This window comes from Bradyrhizobium sp. SZCCHNS30572 (assembly GCF_032484415.1).
GTDB lineage: Bacteria > Pseudomonadota > Alphaproteobacteria > Rhizobiales > Xanthobacteraceae > Bradyrhizobium.
Map to the genome: position 1 here is coordinate 251,108 of NZ_JAUESY010000013.1, position 20,918 is coordinate 272,025.

Annotated in this window: 16 protein-coding genes; 4 read left to right on the forward strand and 12 right to left on the reverse strand. The window is 65.4% G+C overall.

Annotated features, from left to right (window positions below; all coding sequences use genetic code 11):
- Window positions 1–5: 5 nt before the first annotated feature.
- The 3 genes from QX048_RS33055 to QX048_RS33065 all read right to left on the reverse strand — a co-directional run bounded on the left by QX048_RS33055 (window position 6) and on the right by QX048_RS33065 (window position 2,797).
- Window positions 6–266 carry a hypothetical protein gene (locus QX048_RS33055; protein WP_315827765.1) on the reverse strand — a complete coding sequence of 87 codons (261 nt, stop codon included), beginning with the start codon at window positions 264–266 and terminating at the stop codon, window positions 6–8.
- A gap of 119 nt (window positions 267–385) precedes the next feature.
- On the reverse strand, window positions 386–1,420 hold the full coding sequence (gene opgC, locus QX048_RS33060; protein ID WP_315827764.1) for an OpgC domain-containing protein: 1,035 nt from the start codon (window positions 1,418–1,420) through the stop codon (window positions 386–388).
- Window positions 1,421–1,588: 168 nt separating this feature from the next.
- A complete protein-coding gene (locus tag QX048_RS33065; RefSeq protein WP_315827763.1) occupies window positions 1,589–2,797 on the reverse strand; it encodes a WecB/TagA/CpsF family glycosyltransferase in 1,209 nt (402 codons plus the stop codon).
- Between the two features lie 144 nt (window positions 2,798–2,941).
- Between QX048_RS33065 and QX048_RS33070 the strand changes: the two genes are divergently transcribed.
- Window positions 2,942–4,483: an O-antigen ligase family protein gene (locus QX048_RS33070; RefSeq protein WP_315827762.1), complete on the forward strand. Its 1,542-nt coding sequence runs from the start codon at window positions 2,942–2,944 to the stop codon at window positions 4,481–4,483.
- A gap of 30 nt (window positions 4,484–4,513) precedes the next feature.
- On the opposite strand, the gene QX048_RS33075 is transcribed toward QX048_RS33070, so the two are convergent.
- Window positions 4,514–6,565: a glycosyl hydrolase family 28-related protein gene (locus QX048_RS33075; protein WP_315827761.1), complete on the reverse strand. Its 2,052-nt coding sequence runs from the start codon at window positions 6,563–6,565 to the stop codon at window positions 4,514–4,516.
- A 181-nt stretch (window positions 6,566–6,746) separates the two neighbouring features.
- On the opposite strand from QX048_RS33075, the gene QX048_RS33080 reads away from it, so the two are divergent.
- The 3 genes from QX048_RS33080 (at window position 6,747) to QX048_RS33090 (ending at window position 10,029) form a co-directional block, all read left to right on the forward strand.
- On the forward strand, window positions 6,747–7,697 hold the full coding sequence (locus tag QX048_RS33080) for a glycosyltransferase (protein WP_315717403.1): 951 nt from the start codon (window positions 6,747–6,749) through the stop codon (window positions 7,695–7,697).
- 76 nt (window positions 7,698–7,773) lie between these two features.
- Window positions 7,774–9,045 carry an acyltransferase gene (locus QX048_RS33085; RefSeq protein ID WP_315827760.1) on the forward strand — a complete coding sequence of 424 codons (1,272 nt, stop codon included), beginning with the start codon at window positions 7,774–7,776 and terminating at the stop codon, window positions 9,043–9,045.
- 207 nt (window positions 9,046–9,252) lie between these two features.
- Window positions 9,253–10,029: an SDR family NAD(P)-dependent oxidoreductase gene (locus QX048_RS33090; RefSeq protein WP_315717401.1), complete on the forward strand. Its 777-nt coding sequence runs from the start codon at window positions 9,253–9,255 to the stop codon at window positions 10,027–10,029.
- Window positions 10,030–10,075: 46 nt separating this feature from the next.
- On the opposite strand, the gene asnB is transcribed toward QX048_RS33090, so the two are convergent.
- The 8 genes from asnB to QX048_RS33130 form a co-directional block, all read right to left on the reverse strand.
- Entirely contained in the window at window positions 10,076–12,016 is a 1,941-nt protein-coding gene (asnB, locus tag QX048_RS33095) for an asparagine synthase (glutamine-hydrolyzing) (RefSeq protein WP_316200842.1), read from the reverse strand.
- A gap of 112 nt (window positions 12,017–12,128) precedes the next feature.
- The gene (locus QX048_RS33100) at window positions 12,129–13,160 is read right to left on the reverse strand and encodes an NAD(P)-dependent oxidoreductase (RefSeq protein WP_315827758.1); all 1,032 of its coding nucleotides are present in this window, start codon (window positions 13,158–13,160) and stop codon (window positions 12,129–12,131) included.
- Window positions 13,157–14,215 carry a Gfo/Idh/MocA family oxidoreductase gene (locus QX048_RS33105; RefSeq protein WP_316200841.1) on the reverse strand — a complete coding sequence of 353 codons (1,059 nt, stop codon included), beginning with the start codon at window positions 14,213–14,215 and terminating at the stop codon, window positions 13,157–13,159. Before QX048_RS33105 ends, QX048_RS33100 begins: the two co-directional genes overlap by 4 nt.
- Window positions 14,215–15,555, reverse strand: coding sequence for a glycosyltransferase family 4 protein (locus QX048_RS33110; protein ID WP_316200840.1), 1,341 nt, complete (start codon window positions 15,553–15,555; stop codon window positions 14,215–14,217). The genes QX048_RS33105 and QX048_RS33110 overlap by 1 nt, the downstream gene beginning before the upstream one ends.
- A 101-nt stretch (window positions 15,556–15,656) precedes the next feature.
- Window positions 15,657–17,156, reverse strand: coding sequence for a lipopolysaccharide biosynthesis protein (locus tag QX048_RS33115; protein WP_316200839.1), 1,500 nt, complete (start codon window positions 17,154–17,156; stop codon window positions 15,657–15,659).
- A gap of 187 nt (window positions 17,157–17,343) precedes the next feature.
- Window positions 17,344–18,501, reverse strand: a complete 1,158-nt coding sequence (locus QX048_RS33120; RefSeq protein WP_316200838.1) for a glycosyltransferase — start codon at window positions 18,499–18,501, stop codon at window positions 17,344–17,346.
- Between the two features lie 61 nt (window positions 18,502–18,562).
- Window positions 18,563–19,882 (reverse strand): DUF4910 domain-containing protein, encoded by a 1,320-nt coding sequence (locus tag QX048_RS33125; protein ID WP_316200837.1) that lies wholly within the window; start codon window positions 19,880–19,882, stop codon window positions 18,563–18,565.
- Between the two features lie 24 nt (window positions 19,883–19,906).
- Window positions 19,907–20,875, reverse strand: a complete 969-nt coding sequence (locus QX048_RS33130; RefSeq protein WP_316200836.1) for a phytanoyl-CoA dioxygenase family protein — start codon at window positions 20,873–20,875, stop codon at window positions 19,907–19,909.
- Window positions 20,876–20,918 lie beyond the last annotated feature (43 nt).

Consider the following 20,918-nt stretch of genomic DNA (forward strand, 5'->3'; position numbering starts at 1 on the left):
GACGGTCAGCGCTGGTGCTCGGGGCGAATGGAGGGATGGGCGATGCCGGCACGCTCCAGAGCGCTGCGGACATAGACGCCCGAGAGATAGCCCACCTGGACTGCAATCAGACCGGCGCCGGCATAGAGCGCGGCCGGTAGCCCGCTGATGATCGACGCCGCGATGCACTCCATGAAGACGATCGCGGCGAGCGCCAGCAGCGTGCGAACCGTGAACATCGTCCCGGCAACCACCCCGGCTGTAAAATGAAGCGCGATCACCCACATCAGTTCATGCCTCCTCGGGCGTTTCGAGAGGCTAGCGGCCATTGGTTAGCGATGAGCTAAGCCGCCCGGGAGGATTCGAACAAGCGCATCAGGGCAACACTTTCAGGCGAAAGATGCGGCTACGGCCCGCTGAGCGGGTGCAGCATTGTCTGGCGGTTCAGCCAGTGCGCCCGGTAGAGCCAAAGCACCGCGGTGACCAGGACGACATCGAACAGGCCCATCACGGTCTGGCCGTAAACCTGCGGGTGGACGCCGCCCAGGAGGAGCGCGAGCTTGACCGATTGCCGCACCACCTCCGACCCGAGGAACGCGATCAGCGAGTTCTGGCCGACGTTGAGGATGAGCGCGACCGCCGGCGATCGCCGGGTGCGCGCGAACACCGCCCACAGCAGCGCCAACAGCAGCGGCAATGTCCAAAGCAGGTTGAGGAGCTTGTCGAACCGATAGGGGTATTTTTCGCCGTTGCTGGGAAAGCCGAGGCTGTAATCGAGCAGCAGCCCGAAGGTGAAGATCCCCGCCAGCGCCGTATAGAACGCGGGTCCGATCAAGCGGTTGGACCGATGGAGATCTCCGAGCCAGATACCGATCACGAAGAACATCTGCGCCTGGAGCGAGAACAGCAACAGAATGATGGCGGGACTCTCGAGCTTGGCTGCCGTGCTCGTGTTGCTGAACCAGGTGGAGGCCACGAAGATCGCAGCCGACAACGCGAGCACCAGGAGCCTGCCGCGCTTGAACATCGGCAGGATCACCGGCAGCAGCAGGAACATCAGCCCGTAGAACTTGAGGATTGTGATGGCGGTCGGCTCGGACTGAAACGTCAGCACGTCGAAAATCGCCTGCCCCACCGGCTCTCGCTTGTTCCCCAGAACAGCCATGCCGACCGCGACCGGCACCGAGATGACGAAATAGGCGGCGAGCACCTTCAAGCCGCGGGCGAGGAGCTCTCCGTGCCTCTCCTTGTGCAGATAGACGTACCCGACCATGAACCCCGAGATCACGACGAACAGCTCGGCGAAGGGGTTGAATTTCGTGAACAGATCGACGGAGTCCGGAAAGACGTTGGCCGTGTGATGATAGAACACGAACAACATCGCGCAGCTTCGATAGAAGTCGATCAGAAGCTCGCGCCTCTTCTGGCCTGCTGCGCTCACCGCTCAATCTCCGAACACACGTCGCTCCATGGGCGACGGTCAGCCGATGGGCGCCGGTCGGACTGACGGCTCAGGCAATCCTTCGCAACGCGGGCAAGCGTCGCGGCGGCGATCATCGAACCACCGACTGCTGAAGCCGTGATGCGACCGATGACAGGCCTCCCTCTCTCATTGCTGGTCCAGACCGCCGAAGCGGAAGATGCGGGCCATCAGCGGCGAAACGCCCACGAAGGTCGCGGTACAGCCCTGGGCTTCCAATTGCTTCCTCAGCATGAGCAACAATCCAAGGAAGCGCGCATCGATGGCGCAGACGTTCGAGAAATCGATCGTGACCGGCTTGCGGGACGCCGAAGCGGCGCGGAACACCGGAATGGCCCGGTCTACGTGACGCGCATCGGCGGGCCCCGACAGGCTGAGCGTGACCGCGCGCGTCCCATAGTCCTGCGTGATGGTCAGCGCCTCACCCCGCTCATGCGTGCGGCGCATCCACCAGGTCCACACCACGAACGGCAACACGTGGGTGAGCATGAGGCCGAGCATCGCCGTGCCATCGTTCCAATAGCGGCGCCAGAGATAGGGCTCCTCCTTGATGCGCCACAGCCACTCGAAGCCTGATTGGCGCAGGATCGCCGGTGCGCGCTTCACCGTGCCGGCCTGGAAGTTGAGCGCGGCGCCGAGGTGGGCGCGAACTGGAATCTCGAGGCACTCATGATTGCGCTGCAGCCATGATTGTCCCTTCACGCTGCTGAGCGAGGCAACCAGGAAGTCCGCCCCGCTGGCATTGATCTCGTCGATGATGTGATCCCGGCTCAACTCCTCGGCCGACAAATAGCCGGGGTTCAACCAGCCCACGCACTGCAATCCCGCCGACTGGCCGTTCAGCGTCCGGGCGGCCCGTTCGGCGGCCCCCTCCGGGCCACCGAAAAGAAAGAGCTTCAGCGCGTTTGCCGGCGCGGCCTCCGACTTCAGCGCGTCGAAGATATCGGCGCCGGCCGTCCGGCTCTTGATCGGAATCCCAAGCAGCCTAGCGATCCAGACCACCGGCATGCCGTCCACCGTGCAAAGATCGCTCAGGATCAGCGACTCCCTGAAGCTCCTGTTCGACTGGCTGGCGACCAGGAAGTTGAGATTGGGAGTCGAGATGAGAAGCCGGGTCCTGCGTCGGGCAGCGTCGCGGATGCGGCGCAGTACGCCGCGCATGCCGATGGCATCGACCGGTATTCCGAGGACGCAATAGACGTCGCGCGCGAGGTCGTCGGGAATCGCGGCGTCGGCCAGGGCGGCAGCATCGACCTCCGGCCGATCGCGACCCGCCCCGGAGCGCCCCACGCGATAAAGGGGGGATCCCGGCTCCTGCAATTCATGCGTGGTCAGCATCCGCCGCTCTCCCTCAATCTGCCCGCCGCACGAGGATTCCGGGTTGCGGATCCCTGCCGCACCTCCCCGACCGAATAACGTGCGACCCAAAAGCCACTATTTAATTTTAAATCATACCATTTATTTAATACGGTTTATTTGTAAATGCCAGGGCAGATTTGCGGCGCGGCTGCAGCAATACCTTCCCGGCGCACGTCGAAGTCCTTTTATTTAATTGCATCTCCGGATAATGTTCACGGACGGTATTCCCGGCGGCTGCCGGGGCCACGCCGTTCGAATATCCGGGTGAGATCGATGCCGAGAATTTCAGCGACGACGTCGATGTCGGCCGGGCCGCGCGCCTCCGCGGGGACGTTCGATGTCTGTGCGCTGATTCCGGTCCTCGCCTTCGCCTACTCGTCCCTCATTCAGCCGCTGATCTATTTTGGCTTCCCGCCATCGCCCGGGCTCCAGGGCCTGCTCGAGAGCCGGATCGAGAACCGGATCTTCTGGCCTGTCCTCGCGGCCATCGCCATCGTCGTTGCGATGCAACGCCTCGCCCGCGGCGAGCGGCTTGCCGCTGCGCCCAACATCATCAGTCTCTGCGTCTATTTTGGATTGGCCGGCGCCAGCATCGCGTGGGCATTCAAACCCGAATTCGCCTTCGTCCGTTTCGTCCAGGAAGCGATGGTCCTCACCGCCATCGTGCTGCCCGCCCTGCTATCGAGGCCGAGCGCCGACATCCTGCGCGGCGTGTTCCTCTGCTTTGCAGCAGGGGTGATCCTCAATGTTCTGCTGATCCCCGGCGGCTACGCGACCTACGCGCAGTACGGCAACGCGCTGGTCGACATCGGTTACCAGGGCTACTTCTCGGGCAAGAACCTGCTGGGCGAGTTTGCCGCCATTGCGTTCCTGCTCTCGGTTCACGAGTTGCTCTATCCCGGAACGCGCCGCGCGCTCGGGATCGTCGTTGCCGTCGGTGCCATCGTCCTGATCTTCTTCTCGAGCTCGAAGACCGCGCTCGGCCTCGCTCTGGTCGCCCCGATCCTGGCCATCCTGACGCTGGCGCTTGCGAGAACGCTGCGGGTTGCACCGCTTCTGATCCTGGTGGCGATCATCCTCGGCTACTTCGTGGTCGGCGAGCTCGCGGGCTTCACGACCAGCCGCATCGCCTATCTGCTGACGGGTGATTCCAGCTTCACCGGCCGAACCACCATATGGGCCTTCTCTAACTTGGAGATCGCGAAGAGGCCGCTCCTGGGATGGGGCTATCAGAGCTTCTGGCTGGTCGGTGCCGACGCACCAAGCATCACCGATGCACCCGGCTGGGTGAAGGCCATGCCGAACTCCCACAACGGCTACTACGATGCGATGCTGGAACTTGGCTATGTCGGATTTGCCTTTCTCCTCGTGTTTCTGGCGGCCACCGTTCACGTCATCGGCCGCGTGATGAAGCACGACTACAAGCGGGCGTGGATCCTGCTGTCCGTCGCGCTGTTCGTCATGCTCTATAACCTGCTCGAAACCCTGTGGCTGCGCGCGTTCGACGTGACCTGGGTGGTATTCGTGCTCGTCACGGTCGAGGCCGCGCGATACTGGCGGAGGTCGCAACAGAGCATGCCCGCCGCTCAGCCGGCGAACAGGCGGTCGGCTCGTTGGAGCCGTACACGGCCGGCTTGGCGGCCACGGCTCGGCGTCCGCACCTGACGGGAGGCCCGTTGAAGCGTCACGCCAGCGCTATTGCGTTGATCCCGGCGCCGCCGCGAATGGCGCGCCCGCATCGAATCTCGCCTTGGCCGGTAACGTATGCAGCTTGGTATCCCCGGTTGGGTCCACCCAGGGCCACGGATGACTGCCGAAAAAGCCGGGCTTGGCTCTCAGATACAGCGACGCCGGCAGCGGCTGCGCCGCGAGAGCGTCCGTCCAGACCACCTTGCCGGTGAGATAGTCGAAATTGCCGCCGCGGATCACCGTGGCCAGCGTCTTCGGATCAGGCGCCATGGTCCATCGCTCCGGGTCGTAGCCAAGCACCCAGACGTTGCCGACACCGCCCTGCCCCCAAACCGCCGTTCCGGCCCGCATCGATGGATCGTCGTAGCTCCAACCGCTCATGCGTCCAGGTTGGCCCAGCACATTGCCGGCGAACGAATCCCACCACGAGCCATAGGCGAGACCGACGGCTCGAACGCCCGAACGATCGACGAAGCGCTGGCGTTGGCCGGTGAGATGGTTGCGGAAGAAGGTCAGATAGATCGCGTTGCCATGGGTGTAGTCGCTGTCGGCATTGTGGGACAGATTGCCTTCGAACAGGACGTGATGGGCGCCGGCCATGTGCGACGCGTTGATGCCGACCTCGACCCAGCCGGGATTGTCGAAATCGAACGAGTCGTCGGCATAATTGTAGCCGACGACGCTGCCGGCGCCGGACGACCGGAACACCATGTTCTTGCAGACGTCGACGAGGATGTTGTTCTCGATCAGGACCTCCGAGGAGCCCGTCGCCAGGCTGATCGCGTATCCGGCGCCGCCCGGCTGCGGCCACGAGCCGGCGTGGATGTAGGAGTCGCGGAGCTCGACCCGGAACGAATTGTCGATCGCCACGCCCTCGCCGAGCCATTGCGTCACCTCGACGGATCTGGCCCAGGAATAAGCAGCGGCTTCGAACCGCAACGCGCCGTCCGCCCCGCCGACGATGCTCAGATCTTCGACGCCCACCTTGGCAACGTGGATGTCGCGATTGTTGGCGGCGTGGCGACCGCTGTTCGGGTCGGTGCTATAAGGCGTGAGCTGCGCTTGGTGATCCCGGCGATAGCTGATCGTGAGCGGCGAGGTGAATGTCACCGTGCTGCCGGTCACCGAGGCGATCTCCTTGATCTCGGCGGTCGCCCGGTCGGTCCGGGCAAACCACGACATCGACTTCGGCAACACGCCGGGAGCCTGGTCATAGGGACCTCCGGCATTGGCACCGGCATTGTCGTCGCCCGGCTGAACCGGATAGTGCATGTTCCAGGCGACGCGGTCGCCTTGCCAGACCTTCGCTCCCGCTGGAAAACCCGCCGGCGTCGCCTGCCACGATGCGCCTGAGACCTCGTCGAGCAGAACGAAATCGCCCGGCTTCAAGGCCGCGGCACTGGCGAGGGCGACGGTCGACGTCCCCTGATCGCCGTCCGCCAACAGGTCCTGCGACGCGCTGCTGTCGGGGCCATTGTTCCAGCGCGAAGGTCCGACGATGATGACAGGCTTGGCGTCGTAGCTGTACGAGCTCGGGTCGACCGGCGTCAGGATTCCCTTGGTGCCGGCAATCACGACCGGCGTTCGTGCCCGCGCACCGTTGGTTTTCACCAGCCTGGTCGCGCCTGCGCCGGCGCCGCGCAGCGTCACTGGCCGGCTGATCAGGAGCGGCTCGTTGACGATGAACGTCCCGGGGCCGAGCATCACCACCTGGCCGGCGGGTGCAGCGGTCAAGGCAGCCTGAATCGCGCTGCTGTCGTCTCTCCCACTCGGAGACAGCGTGCGGTAAATGATGGTCCGGTTCGGAATACCGCCGGCTGACATCAGCCCGGGATTCCAGGCGGCGAGACGCTCCACCGGCAGCAGATTGCCGGCCAGTGACGGCCCGGTGGACGCGGTCGGCTCGGCGGCCGCGGCAACGCCGCGAAGGAACAGCAGGGCAAGCGCTGCCGTGAACAGCGCCCGGATGCAGGCGGCGTCGATCCGGCGCGTCACGCGCGCGACCGGCCGGGACGAAGCCTGGGTGCAGCCGGGGATCACGAGGCCGATGTCATCCATGGGAACCTCTCGCAGGACCGGTCACACAGCCAAAACGGGCGCCGATTTAAAAACACCATGACTTTGACACGCGCCATGACATAATATTAATTCACGATTTAATTTATTGAAAGGCGGCCGGCGACGCCCTGCTCGGCAGAGCTTCGTCCCAATCTTCCGCCTTCGGCAAGGGATTTGATACGTGACGCCATCGCGCCGCTACCTGCTCATCTCGCCCTGCCGGGACGAGGCCCAATATCTCCGCCGGACTCTCGACAGCGTCGCTGCGCAATCGGTGCCGCCGGCGCTGTGGATCGTGGTGGATGACGGATCGACCGATGACACCCCGGCCATTCTCGACGAGTACGCCCAGCGCCTGCCCTATCTGCGCGTGATCCGCCGCGCCGACCGCGGCGGACGCAAGGTCGGACCCGGCGTGATCGAGGCATTCTATGCCGGCCTGGAGAGCGTGCGGCTGGAGGATTTCGACTATCTCTGCAAGCTCGACATGGACCTCGATCTGCCCGCGCGCTACTTCGAGCTGCTGATGGAGCGGATGGAGAGCGATCCGCGGGTCGGGACCACCTCGGGCAAGCCGTGGTTCGTCCACCCGCAGACCGGCGCCTTGGAGCCGGAGGTCTGCGGCGACGAGATGTCGGTCGGGATGACCAAGTTCTACCGCGTCGCCTGCTTCCAGGAGATCGGCGGCTTCGTGCGCCAGGTCATGTGGGACGGCATCGACTGCCACCGCTGCCGCATGCTCGGCTGGATCGCCGAGAGCATCGACACCGAAGCGCTGCGCTTCATCCATTTGCGGCCGCAGGGCGCCAGTCACAAGGGCATCTGGACCGGACGGCTGCGCAAGGGTTTCGGCCAGTACTTCATGGGAACGTCGCCGCTGTATCAGCTCGCGGTGGCGGTCTATCACCTGCCGGCCTATCCCGCCCTGATCGGCAGCACCGCGATGCTGTGGGGCTATTTCCGGAGCTGGCTGACGGGCCTGCCGCGCTACGACGATCTCGAATTCCGCCGCTTCCTCCGCGCCTATCAGCATGCCTGCCTGCGCCTGGGCAAGCGCGCCGCCACGGCCCGGATCAACGCGGAGCGGGCCCAACTCTGGCGCGCCAGCCACGCCGCGGCCGACACGCGATGACGCTCGGCGGCCGATCGCCGCGGCATTGACACGACGACGACGAAGCTACGTGTTTCTCCGACCCCGTCTGGACAACATGGCCAAGATTCTCGAGCTCAGCCGCTTTCGTGCCGCTTCCGCCGTGCCGCCGATAACGGCGCCTGGCGGCGAGGCGACCGCGCCGGCAGCGTCCCGCAGCACGAACGCCCATGGCAGCGCATCCCCGCTCATTCCATCACTCGACGGCATCCGCGCGCTGTCGGTGCTGATCGTGGTCCTGGGCCATTCCGGGCTTCAGGCCATGGTCCCCGGCGGCTTCGGCGTCACCATCTTCTTCTTCCTGAGCGGCTTCCTGATCTCCACGCTGATGCTGGCCGAGCATCAGCGCACCGGCGCGCTCGACGTTCCCAGCTTCTATGCGCGGCGCGTGTTCCGGCTGATGCCGCCTCTGCTGCTGTCGTTGGCGATCGCCTACGGCCTCACCGCCGCCGGCCTGCTGGACGGCGGAATGACCGTCAAGGGCCTGGCGGCCCAGGTGCTGTATTTCGCCAACTATTACGGTCTGTTCTTCGATCCCGGCAACACGGTGCCCGACGGCACCGGCATTCTCTGGTCGCTCGCGGTCGAGGAGCACTTCTACATCGTCTATCCCCTGCTGATGACGCTGCTGCTCGGATCGGCGCTGCGGCCGCGCACCATCGGCGCGCTGCTCGGGCTCGTCTGCCTCGGCGTCCTCGCCTGGCGCATCCATCTCGTGCATGCCCCTGGGTTCTTCTCCGACCGCACCTATTACGCCTCGGACACCCGCATCGACTCGATCGCCTATGGCTGCATTCTGGCGCTGGTCATGAACCCGGTGCGGCAGCGCTCTGCCTCGGGGCGGATGTCGGCGGCGCAATGGGCGCTGCTGGCCGTCGCCGCGGCGGCGCTGCTGGCTTCGCTGGTCTACCGTGATGCGGTGTTCCGGGAGACCGCCCGCTACAGCCTTCAGGGGCTGGCGCTGATGCCGTTGTTCTACTTCGCAGTCCGCTTCGCCGACGCGCCGCTGTTTCGTCATCTCAACCGCTCCTGGGTGATGACGCTCGGCACCTATTCCTATGCGATCTATCTGATCCACAACGTCGTGATCCGGACGATCGACAGGAACCTGCCCGCGATCGCTGCCAAGCCCTACCTCCTGTTTCCGCTCGCGCTCCTGATCTCCGTCATCTACGCGGCGGCGATCGAGCGCTTCATCGAGCCGTATTTCAGACAGCTCCGGCGCAAGTTCAGGCCGGCGCCTGCTGCGAGAGCAGCGCAGGACGCGTCCGGCGCAGACTGGCGGCTCGGCAACCGTCTCGCCGAGAGTCCGACGCCGCGCGCATCCTGAGCGCATCGGCACCCCTTCACCGCTCCATCGCCTGCTGCACAAATGCGTCAAATTGTGCAGTTTAAATAATTAGTCCCGCATTTAATACTGCGACCCCGACCAATGAATACTTTCGGGGACGGGTGGATGCGGATCGCGAGCGCAGTTGCACGACGAATTCGACGACATACGCTCGGTCCCCTGCCGGACGATCCGGCACTGCGACCGTTGAGGTCCCCGCTCCAGATCAATCTCTCGGGCAAGGTCGCGCTGGTCACGGGAGCGGCGGGAGAGCTCGGCCGCCCGATCGCCCGGACACTGGCGGCCTGTGGTGCAAAGGTCGCCATCCATTATCTGACGGCGCGCGCTGCTGCGGAGAGGCTGTGCGAGGAGCTGAACGAGCTCCAGCCGCAGCACGCCTGCACCATTTCGGGTGACGTTGCCGAGCTCGAGGATGTGCAGGCCATGCGCCGCGTCACCGAGGGTGTGCTCGGCCCTGTCGACATCGTCGTGAACAATGCGGTGACATGGTACGACGAACGCCCCGTCGTCGAGCAGACGCCCGACCAGTTCGACAAGGTGTTTCGCTCCTCGGTCCTGCAGGCCTGGGCGACCGCGCGGGTGTTTTCCGGCCCGATGATCGAGCGAAAATGGGGACGCCTGATTTCTCTCGGCACGGAGATGACGAGCCTGGCCTTGCCCAACCGCGCGCCCTACACGGCGGCCAAATGCGCCATGGACGGCATGCTGCGGTCCCTGGCGCGGGAGCTCGGACCGCATGGCATCACGGTCAATCAGGTCGCCCCGGGCTGGGTCGTCTCCGACAAGGACCGTCGTGACCGTGACGAGGTGCAGCCGCTCTACGAGCGGTCCGTGCCGCTCGGACGGCGCGGCTACGATCAGGACGTCGCCAACATGATCGCGTTTCTGGCCTCGGACCTCGCCGGTTTCGTGACCGGCGTTCGCGTGCCGGTGTGCGGCGGAGTCGTCATGCCGGAGGCCTGAGCACGCGCGCCTCGATGCGGCCGATTCTCGTGATGTCGATCGCGCGTCAGCGGAAGACGCGGTGACGGTGGCACCAGCGCACGAACACGTAGATCGACCATATGCGCGACCAATAGATCCCCGGCGCCCCATTGAGGAAGGCGCGCCAGAGGCGCTCCACGGCCGTGGGGTCCAGCCCCACCGGCGCAACGGCCTGCGGGTCCCGCAGGGTCCGGTCCATTGCATCCTGCAGGCCGCGCCGAATCCAGCGATCGAGCGGCAGCACGAAGCCGCTCTTCGGCCGGTCGAACAGCGACGGATCGAGGCCACGCAGGCCGATCCGCCTGAGCATCGCCTTGCTTCGCAGCGGCGCGTAGCGCGTCGCATCGGGCAGCCGGTCGACGCTTTCGAACAGCACCTGATCGACCAGCGGCACCCGCTGCTCCAGCGAGGCCGCCATGCTCGCCACGTCATTGTCGCGCAGCAGGCGCTCGCCGAGAAACAGGCGCTGCTCCATGACGCTGATCGCCGACAGCGGAGTGCGCGCGCGCGTCTCCGCGGTGATCTTCGCTCTCATCGCGGCCGGCAGCCCATCTGTCAGCGTATCGACGAGATCAGGCGCGAGCAGCTCGCGCTGAAAACCGGGCAGGAACAGCGCATAGGCCATCTGGTAGAGCGCCAGAAGATCGTCGCCGCGTCGAATCATCTCCGGGAGCTTGGCCCAGCGTGTCTGCGGCGCCACCGTGCCGCGCGACGGCGACAGCATCTGCGCGGCCAGCTTCGCCGCAGCGGCTTTGACGCCGGCCGGCACCCAGGCCGTGCGCTCCGACCATCGCTGCAGGATCGGCAGGTCGCGAAACGACGTATAGCCGCCGAACAGCTCGTCGCCGCCGGTCCCCGACAGTGCCACCGTGAAGCCTGCGCCGCGGATGGCGTGCGACATGAAGTATGAGTTCAGGCCGTCGAAGGTCGGCTGGTCCAGGCTGTCGAGCGCGGCATCGAGGTTGTCGACGAAGTGCTGCTCCGTCAGCACCACCTCGTGATGCTCGGTGCCGATGGCGGCGGCGATCTGGCGCGCGATCGGCCCCTCGTTCAGCTCCTGCTCCTCGAAAGCAAGCGTGAAGGTGTGGATCGGACCCGTGGCCGCGCGCTGCGCCAGATTGGCCATGACCGAGGAATCGATGCCGCCCGAGAGAAACACTGCGAGCGGCACGTCGCTGGCGAGATGCAGCCTCAGCCCCTCCTCGAGGATCTCGGCAAGATGATCCTCGTCCATCGTCGGGTCCGGAGCCCGCTCCGGGATCGACCAGAAATCCTCATCGCGGATGATGTTGCCGACGCCGTCGAACGTGGTGAGATGGCCTGGAGGCAGCAGTTCGACGCCCTTCACCGCCGTGCCGGGACCGACCACGAAGCCGTTCCAGACGCCGCTGGCGACGGCCTGTGGATCGAGCTGGGCCCTGCCCAGAAGGCCGGATGCCAGGAGAGCACGCAGCTCGGATGCGAAGGCCACCGACCAGCCCGCGTCGGGTTTCGACGCGCGGGCGACGTACAGCGGCTTGATACCGAGGGGATCGCGCGCCAGCAGCAGCCGGCGCTCCTTCGGATCCCAGCAGGCGAACGCGAACATGCCGCGCAACCACGCCACCGCCTCCGGCCCATGCAGGCCGAGCGCGCGCAGCATCACCGCCGTATCGCCGGTCGAGCTGAACTGCTGGCCGCCGGCGACCAGCCGCTGCCGCAGGTCGGCAAAATTGTAGATCTCGCCGTTGAAGACGATGACATGCCCGGTGACCGGATCGGTCATCGGCTGCACACCGGCGGGCGACAGATCGAGGATCGCGAGCCGGCGGTGCGCCAGCAGCGCGCCCCAGCCACGCTCGTCCGCGGGCGAGGTCCAGACTCCCCCGGCATCCGGACCGCGATGGAGCATGGCATCGTTCATCCGCCGCAGCGCGGCGCGGTTGTCGTCGTCAACCCGTCCGATGATCCCAGCGATGCCACACATCAGAACATTCCGTTTGAGACGCGCGACGTCAAAATGACCGACGACACGGAACGGCCTCGCGCGCGAGATCGCGAGCGACCAGACCTCGGGCATCGCAGGACGATCTCGGCCCTCAAATGGAAGCAGCCGTTCCGGACGACCAGGACGCCGGCGCTGGCGCCGAAGCCGGCAGCGGACCGTAGGTCCGCGCCAGGCATTGTTCGTAGTCGAGCGGCGGCGTCCAGCCAAGCGTCTCCCTCAGCTTGCGGTTGTCGAAGCGCAGCGGCTTGAGCATCGCGTCAAACTTCTTGGGCGTCAGGATCGCCGGCACTTTGGTCGCCCGCCTGAACACGGTCGCAAACGCCAGCCGTACGATGCTGCTGGCGAGCCAATGCGGGATGGGCAACCGGAGGCCGCGCTCGCCGGTGCCGCGCATGTAGTCCGACAGATAAGTCCAGACCCGCTCGCCGGGACCGTCGACGATGTTCAGCGTCTGGCCGATCGCCCGCGAATCCGTCGCCGCCAGCGCGAAGACGTCGGCGCAGTTCTCGACATGGGTCATGGGGATGCGGGTCAGCGGCCCGATGACGACGTGGTGGCGTCCGATCTGCTGGCCGAGCGCGGCGAGATAGCCGTGGCCGCGTCCCCAGATGAAGCCGGGACGCAGCACGGTGAGATCCCAGCCGTTCTTCTCGACGTAGCGGCGCGTCACCCGCTCCTGCCACCATTTGGCGACGGTGTAGCCGCCACGGGTGTAGACGTCGGGCGTCTGCTGCAGCGGCGCGCTTTCGTCGAGGACGTCGCGGGTCGCAGTGTAGTCGTAGACCGAGAAGCTGCTGCACAGCACGAGCCTGCGACAGGCGCTGCCTGCCATCGCCTCGAGCAGCCGCTCGGTGCCGCCTACCGTGCCGGCGAATTGCGCGTCCTCGCCGCCGGCGACCACGGCCGCCAGATGGATCAGCACATCCACATTCTCGAACGCGCGAGCAAGGTCGCGCGAGGTGCGCAGGTCGGCCCTGACGATGTCGACCGACGACGGCCAGCCAAGGGCGTCAACGCGCGTCGCCGGACGCACCATGGCGCGAACCTCGATGCCGCGGGCCAGCAGCGCATCGACGACATGCCGGCCGAGAAACCCGTTGGCGCCAGTGACCAGGGCTTTCATATCGCCAGCTTCCTCATGTCCGCCTGCTCCGTCGGCTTCATCGCTTCGACCATCCGATTGACGGCCAGGACGTCCTCGATCGTGATCGGCAAGGCCGTTCCCGAGCCGAGCGCCTGATAGGTGCGCGCCAGGCACTCCCACAGCCCCTCATAGGCGCCTGGGCCCTTGAACTTGCGCAGCAAGGTCGAAAGCGCCGCGCGGCGGATGTCGCGGCCCTCCTCCAGTCCGCTGAAGAACGGGCGCAGCGGCTTCGGCACGTTGCGCGGGCCATCGAAGGTCAACCGCGTTTCGAACAGATTGGCGGTCGCCTGCATCCGCTCGCCATAGACCCGCAGCCAGAACGCATCGGGCCGCGCGCTCGCGCTGAAGCCGAGCGTCGCCGTGCCGCGCTCGGCCTCGACCACACAGCGAAACTCGTCGAACGGCAGCGGCGAGGCCTTGCGCTTGCTCCAGACCGTCTCCGCCTTGCGGTGTGGGCCGACGAAGGCATGCGACAGCGAGGCGAGATGCGGCAGGAAGTCGGCGATCGCACCACCCGCCAATTTGAGCGCCGGATGCGGCGAATTCGGATCGGCAAAGCCGTCGGGGCCGAGGATGTCGAGGCAGATCAGCACGTCGACATGGGTCACGGCACCGAACTCGCCGGTCTCGATGCGACGGAGTATCTCCTGCGGCGCCCGGTTGAAGACGTAGTTGTAGTCCTCGACGACATGGCGGCCGGTCTGCTTGGCGCGCAAGGTCAGGGTCTGCAGCTCGTCGAAGGTCGAGGTCGCGGGCTTCTCGACGATCACATGCGCGCCGGCCTCGAGCGCGTCCATCGCGAGTCGAAAATGCGAGGTCGGTGGCGTCGTCACGTGCACCACATCGGGCCGCACCGTCTGCAGCATCGTGCGATGATCGGTGAACCAGGACGGGATGGCGTAACGCTCGGCCGCGGCCTCCGCCGTTGCCGGCGACAGGTCGCAGATGCCGGCCAGTTGAACGCCCGGCAAGGTGTTGAGGCAGGCGAGATGCTGGCGGGCGATCTGCCCTGCCCCGATGAGCACGGCCTTCATCACGAACGGGTCTCCAGGATCTCGCAATAGAAGTCTTCGAGCGCCTGTGCGGCCGCGCTCCAGGCATATTTCTCGACCGCGACCTGCCGCGCCGCGCCGCCGATCCGCACCGCAAGATCGGGCTCGGCGAGCAGCCCGTTGACCGCATCTGCAAAGGCGTCGGGCTCGTCTGCGATGAGGATGTCGCGTCCGGGCATCGCCTCGATGCCCTCGGCACCCAGGCTGGTCGAGACGATCGCCTTGCCCATCGCCATGGCCTCGACGATCTTCAGCCGCGTGCCGCCACCGAGCCGCAGCGGGACGATCACCGCCGCCGCCGCGGCGAGGTGCGGCCGCAGGTCCGGCACGAAGCCGGTCAGTTCGATCCGCGGCCCGGCCAGCGCCGTCAACGCCGGCGGCGGCCGGCCGCCGATGATCTTGCAGCGCGCATCCGGGTGCCGGGCGGCGATACGAGGCCAGATGTCGTGTACGAAATGCGTGACCGCATCGATGTTGGGCACCGTCGACAGCAGGCCGAAATAGACCAGCGTACGGCCATCGGGCGCGGGATCGGTGCTGCGCGGCTGGTAGAACTCGACATCGGCGGCGTTGGGGATGACCGCAGTGCGGGCGTTCGGAATGTCGTCATGCAGACGCTTCTCGTCGTCCGCGCTGCAGAGATAGACGCCATCGGCTTTTCGATAGGCCGCGATCTCCTCGCGGCGCAGCTTGCGCCAGTTCGCACCGGCGTAGAGCCGGCGGCCCAGGCTCGCGCCGGTGGCGGCGAACTGCCGCGCCAGATCGTAGGCGATCTCATGCGAGTCGATGATCAGCCGCGGCGGCGTCGCGCCAGCCGGCGCCTGACGGAACAGGCAGTGGCCCAGATAGGGAAATTCGAGATTGACGACGTCGAACCGCGTGGTCCGCAGCACCCGATCCAGCACCCGCTGCAATTCCGGCAGGGCCACGCGCAGCCGGTCGAAGCTCCGCACCGAGACCAGCGAGCGCAGTTGCAGCAGCCGCTTCGCAAGACCGTCGCGGCCGTAAGGGTTCGGCACCAGCACCACGTCGCGGCAATAGGCCTGCATGGCCCGCCGACACTCCTCGATGTCGAAGGCGTCATCGACCATCATCACCGCCGTGAGGTCGTGGCGGCGCGCGAGCTGGGTCATCAGCCCATGCATGCGCGCCTGTGCCCCGAACCGCGGCGGGCTCGCCGGCATGTGCGAGACGCTGAGGATGCTGAGCCGCCGGCGATCGGCGAAACCGGACGCGGACCATTCGGGGTCGCGCTGCGCCGACGGCGCAGGCTCCGCCTCCATCACATCCAAGCCTGGGTGGTTGTCGCTGGTCATGACCATTTAAAACATTTAAATCACGGGATATTTTATATGTGGCATTTAACGATTGCGATAGTTAATCGCGGCACGAGGGCGGGGTTCCGGGCTCCTTTCGCTCCCTCTCAACGCTTGCCGATGAAGTCCCGGACGATCGTACCTGCGATCCTGAGCGGCTCGCGGACCCGGAACACGCCGACAACGATCGCGAGATAGAGACAGCCGCAGAAGCAGCCGGACAGGATCATGCGCACGAGCGCGGGATAGGCTCCGAGAAACGTCGCTTGCAGCCACCAGCCGGTCGCTGCGGTTGCGACGGCGCCGATGGTCTGCGCTCCGACGGCCCGGACCACGAGCTCGGCACCGATCCCGATCGGACGTCCGGCATACATCACCGACGGCAAAGCGATCAGCGAGTATCCGACCACGACGCCCCAGGCCACGCCGGCCGGCCCAAAGGGCAGCCCCACCAGCACCGCAACGACCTGCGCGACGAGCGAGATGATCCCCCAGGTCTGCCACCGGTCCGCCCGTCCGAGCGACAGATGCAGCCAGCCCTGCGAGCCCTCGACGACGTGCGAAATGCCGCGCAGCGCGATGATGCTGAGCAGCGCTCCCGCAGCCTGCCATTTCTGCCCGAGCAGGACGACGGTCAGGTCCTCCGCCGTGACGGAGAGGATCGCCGCCGCCGGCATCAGGAAGAACGCCAGGATCGACAGCGCCGCCTCGTACTTCTGCCGGAGCGCGGCCGGATTCGACTGCAGCTTGCTGAGCGCCGAGCTTCCCACCGCATGCGTCTGATTGAGCGCCGCATAGATCGAGTTGTCGTACAGGTTCATCGCATTCTGGTAGTACCCAACCTGATCGGGCCGGTAGAGCAGACCGAGCGCGATCCGGTCCACCGCCCGCGACAACGTATAGGCCACAGTGAATCCGACCACGTGGAGGCCAAAACGCACCATCGATCGCACCTCGGCGTCGAACACCGGCGCGCTGGGCCGCCAACGGCAGGCTGACCACGCGGCGACCACGACGCAGATCGATGTCACGACGGGGCGAATGACCAGCGCCCAATAGCCGTAGCCCTCGAATGCCATGGCGACGGCGGCAACCGTCCCCGCCAGCGTGCCGAACAGCTGGATCCGACCGATGCGGCCGAACTGCAGCGTGCGCCGGAGCAGCGCCATGTGCTGATTGGTCAGCCCGGACAGCACGAAGGTGATCGCGACGCAGAGCGCGATCGGCTCCAGTCGCGGATCACCGTAGACCCAGGCAATCAGCGGGCTAGATGCCGCGACGACGATCGCCACCGCAACGCCGATGCCGGTGCTGACCCAGAACAGACCGCTGACCTGGGCCGGAGTGATCCTGCTGCGCTGGGCAGTGGCATCGAGCAGGCCGAAGTCGATCAGCAGCGGCGCGAAGCTCGTCAGCACGGTGACGATGGCGACGAGCCCGAAATCCTCCGGCGCAAGCAGCCGGGCCAGAACGATGGCCGCTCCGATCTGAAGCACGGAATTGCCGTATTGGATGACGATGGAAATCAGGCCGCCGCGCAGCGCGCGGCGTCCGAGATCGCTCGACTCCCGATGTTCCTCGAAATAGGCGGCGACGGCTTCCGACATTTCCGTTCAATCGCTTTCAATCATCGTAACCAACCTTCCGATTCCCAGTCACGGGCCAAACAGATCCGTCCAGGGCCATGAAAATCCGACCATCGAAAATGCAGCCGGTATAAAATCGTTCGCGGCCGAGATCGGAGGCCGCGGGGAGCGATGACGTCTCCTTGTGGCGGAGAAAATGATTGAAACGTCACTGCGCCAACAATACCGGCTTGCGATTTAACTCCTGCTCGCGCGTGATCCCTGGACCGGCCGCCATCGCGGCCAGCCTCTTCAGCCGATCCTTGCGGGCAGCGAGGCCCGGCATCGGCTGCAGACCCGTGGCCTCCAGGATCGTCTCCCACCGATACACCCAGTCATGCCGCATCAACGTCTGGGCCATGCCGGTTCGCCGCATCCGGTCCTGGCGGACCGGATCGTCGTCCAGCTCCCTGATGACCCGGTCGATGTCGGGCGATGTATGCGGCACGTCGATCATCACCTCGGGCCAATCGAACAGCCGCGGAAACAGCTCGTTGTCGGGACGCTCGCCGAGCATGATGGCTCCCGCCGCCGCGCCCTCGAAATACCGATAGCCGAACTCGACCTGCCGCCCGGTCTCCTGCGGCTCGTCGAACTTGCCGGGATTGACCAGAAAATACCTGCTCCTCTTGGCGAGGTTTGCCATCTGCGTCCGGTGCTCCCGGAGATCGATGGCCTGGCTGCCGCCGATCGTGTCGTGGAGATAGAACAGGCCGCTGTCCCGCGCCATCGCGAGCAGTGATTGGTGCGTGACACGGGAGCGGCGCCCCATGCTGAAGACGTCGATGACCCTTGCGGGCGGATCGGGATAGGGACAAAACCGGATCGCATCGATGGCGAGCGGAAGATGCACGCATGCCTTGCCGATCTCCTCGCTGAGCGGCTTCACAGTACTGATCTGGAACGGCATCACGACGTCGAACTTGGCGAGGATCTTCAGGAAATGCCGGTGCTTGGCGATCTCCTTCACCCAGAGCTCGTCCAGCAGACACACCGAGGTCCTGCACGCGCCTCTCAGATCCTCGATCGCATTGAACATGATCAGGTCCTGCGGGAATCCGCAGATCGCGAACAGAACGTCGTATTGCTGTTGCGGCTCGATCCGCGCCAGCCCGGGATTCAACAGCACGGGCGCGTGGTAGCCCAGCCGGGTGGCGAAGCTCGCCCGTCGGCTCGACGGGTCGAGCACGGGTGCAAACATCTCGGCTGAATCGACCTCGCAGATGATGTCCTCGAACTCGACGTGAGGACCGCGATTGAGGGCTTTGCCGAAGATGTTTCGGAGTGAGAAGACGGCGATGCGGGGCTTGGCCGGCTGCGAACTCATGACGCCTCGCTCTGGTGTTGTTGGATCACTTGCACGGTGCTGTGCGGAGAAGGCGGCGACGTCACGACGATGAAACCGGCGTTTGGATGAGACCCGCGTCCAGCGCGATCCGTGCGGCGGCATCGATGCGCGCGAACGGAACGTCGGCCCGGACCGCCATGTCGAGCAGGCTATGCTTGCCATCCGCAAGGTTGAGGACCCACAGGAGGTCCATCTGCGTCGCACCGCCTGCCTCGCGCTGGCCGGCAATCGCGCGATACAGGCCGCGCCGTCCCAGTTGCGGCTCCCCTCGCCCATCGACGCGCTCATAGATGCAGTCGCGATCGAGCAGATCCAGCACCTCCTCGATGACCGCGTAGGATTGGTCGAGACAGTCCGGCTTGACGAAATTCAGATTGTCGGCCGAGGTGTGATATTCGGGGAACGTGCCGTGCACGCCGCGCATCAGGCACCCGACCGGCAGATCGAATCCCGGTGAGCAGAACTGCCGCTCGTCATATCCATAGGGGCTGAATGGCAGAATCTCATGCGGATGGCCGGCGTGCTTCAGGACATGGGCGACGGCGCGATCGATGCTCGCTCCGCTCCGGCTCTGCTTGTAGTGAAATCCACTGGGATCGCCGAGACAGGTGAGGACGAGGCCGTGTTCGACATGGCCGAGATTCCGCTCGTTGCGGTCGAGCCATGCGAGCGCGCCGATCGTTGCCGGCAGGAACAGAAATCGGTACCCGAGCCGGTGTGTCCGCTGCGCCTGCCGCATCGCCAGCGCCGTCATGACGGCAATCCCTGAGAGATTGTCGTTGGCGAGACTCGGGTGACAGATGTGACAGGTGATCAGGACTTCCTTGTCCGTCCGTCCAGGGACGAAGAATTCGCCATAGGTCAACGATCCCTGCGAGAGCTCGCTGTCGATCTCGACGCGGTAGCTGTCCTCCGTCATTTCCCGCCACAGACGGTCCGGCAGGCAGAAGCCCCAATCGTCGGCATAGTAGCCGGTCCGGTATGGAATGAGATCAGGCTGATCCGGCAAGCTATGGACGTGCTTGGCAAGCTCGGCACGGCTGAGCACCGCCTGGACCGGCTTGCTGTAGCCCATCACGTGCAGATTGTTGTCGGCGAAGTCGACGAGAACGCGGCCCGACAGGGTCGAGATCGTCGCGCGACGAATGTTCCACTCCGCCGGCACATGCCAGTCCAGGACGGGCGTCCCGGAGGGTACCTCGTGAATCGTAAGACCCACATGACGCGCGACAATGCCGAGCGTCTGCCGGACACCCGCCCCGGTGAGGCTGCGATTGATCGGAAACAGCTCAGCGACCAGATCGTGGAGATCGATCGCCGGCATTCTCGGACCAGCCGTGGATTTGAGGATGTCCAACATGGCGCGTCGACCCTACACCATCATTCAGGCCGACGCCTGGGCGGCATCGGCTGCGAGATCGCCGGTCGGCAGCGGCACGATCGTCGGCTGGTAGACCAGATACTCCGCGGGAGCTTCCACCTGATCGTATGGCGCGACGACCTCCTCAGGCAGCCGCGCAAGATCGGTCACCCGCAGGAAGTCGCGCAGGCTCGTGCCTGTCGACTCCGAATCGACGTTGATGGCGCCGCGCCGGCCGCTGACGTCGGCAAAATGCACGGTGCGGAAATCGATGCTGAACCGCGTCACGCCCGAGGTGTTCGGCACCGACGAATGCAGATGCGCTCCGGAGAAGATCGTGACGCCGCCGCTCGGCGCGACCACCCGGATCTGTGGATCCAGTGCAATCTCCTGCTCCGGCTTCGGCTGCACCCGTGTATCAGTCTTGATGTGCCGCGCCGCCGATGCGCGTGAGGTCCGGTTCCACTCGTAATAGTTATAGTTTCTGGAGCCGTTCTTGATCGCCTCGTCGAAATAGCGCGGGTGGAATGCAAGGCCGTTGTCCGGCGCAATGTCATACACCGGCAGCCACCAATTGAGCTGGCACGGCGGCGCCGAGTACCAGGTGTCGCGATGAGGGTGGAATGCGAATGCGATCCCGGTGGTGAGATAGTCGTCGCTCGTTGCCGACCGCAGCCGCGGCACGTCGAAATAGGTCAGCTCGGGATCGCAGCCAAGCTCGCGGAGCGCTCCCTGCACCAGCTCCTTCGACCGGGCGTGATGAATGAAGAATGGCTTCAGCCTGACGAGAATCTCGACGTAGCGCTCGACAGGAAGCTCGAATTGCGCCGTCCGCGGATCGTAAGGATGAAACGCCTCCTCGATCAGCTCCCTGGCGAACGCCACCAGCGCATCGAGCGAAGGCGTCGGCGAGTACAGGAACAGCGCACCCTCGTACAGTTTCTGGCGCCGCTCGTCATCGGGCATGATGGCATCAACGAAAATGTTCGTCATTCCGTGATCCTCCTCGACAGAGGCGATCGGGCCGCTCCGGAGC

Bases quoted from the DNA above. Each gene is read 5' to 3' on its own strand.
- QX048_RS33055 (WP_315827765.1), bottom strand. From the start codon at position 266: ATGTGGGTGATCGCGCTTCATTTTACAGCCGGGGTGGTTGCCGGGACG.
- QX048_RS33065 (WP_315827763.1), bottom strand. From the start codon at position 2,797: ATGCTGACCACGCATGAATTGCAGGAGCCGGGATCCCCCCTTTATCGC.
- QX048_RS33070 (WP_315827762.1), top strand. From the start codon at position 2,942: ATGCCAGGGCAGATTTGCGGCGCGGCTGCAGCAATACCTTCCCGGCGC.
- QX048_RS33075 (WP_315827761.1), bottom strand. From the start codon at position 6,565: ATGGATGACATCGGCCTCGTGATCCCCGGCTGCACCCAGGCTTCGTCC.
- QX048_RS33085 (WP_315827760.1), top strand. From the start codon at position 7,774: ATGGCCAAGATTCTCGAGCTCAGCCGCTTTCGTGCCGCTTCCGCCGTG.
- asnB (WP_316200842.1), bottom strand. From the start codon at position 12,016: ATGTGTGGCATCGCTGGGATCATCGGACGGGTTGACGACGACAACCGC.
- QX048_RS33100 (WP_315827758.1), bottom strand. From the start codon at position 13,160: ATGAAAGCCCTGGTCACTGGCGCCAACGGGTTTCTCGGCCGGCATGTC.
- QX048_RS33105 (WP_316200841.1), bottom strand. From the start codon at position 14,215: ATGAAGGCCGTGCTCATCGGGGCAGGGCAGATCGCCCGCCAGCATCTC.
- QX048_RS33110 (WP_316200840.1), bottom strand. From the start codon at position 15,555: ATGGTCATGACCAGCGACAACCACCCAGGCTTGGATGTGATGGAGGCG.
- QX048_RS33115 (WP_316200839.1), bottom strand. From the start codon at position 17,156: ATGTCGGAAGCCGTCGCCGCCTATTTCGAGGAACATCGGGAGTCGAGC.
- QX048_RS33120 (WP_316200838.1), bottom strand. From the start codon at position 18,501: ATGAGTTCGCAGCCGGCCAAGCCCCGCATCGCCGTCTTCTCACTCCGA.
- QX048_RS33125 (WP_316200837.1), bottom strand. From the start codon at position 19,882: ATGTTGGACATCCTCAAATCCACGGCTGGTCCGAGAATGCCGGCGATC.
- QX048_RS33130 (WP_316200836.1), bottom strand. From the start codon at position 20,875: ATGACGAACATTTTCGTTGATGCCATCATGCCCGATGACGAGCGGCGC.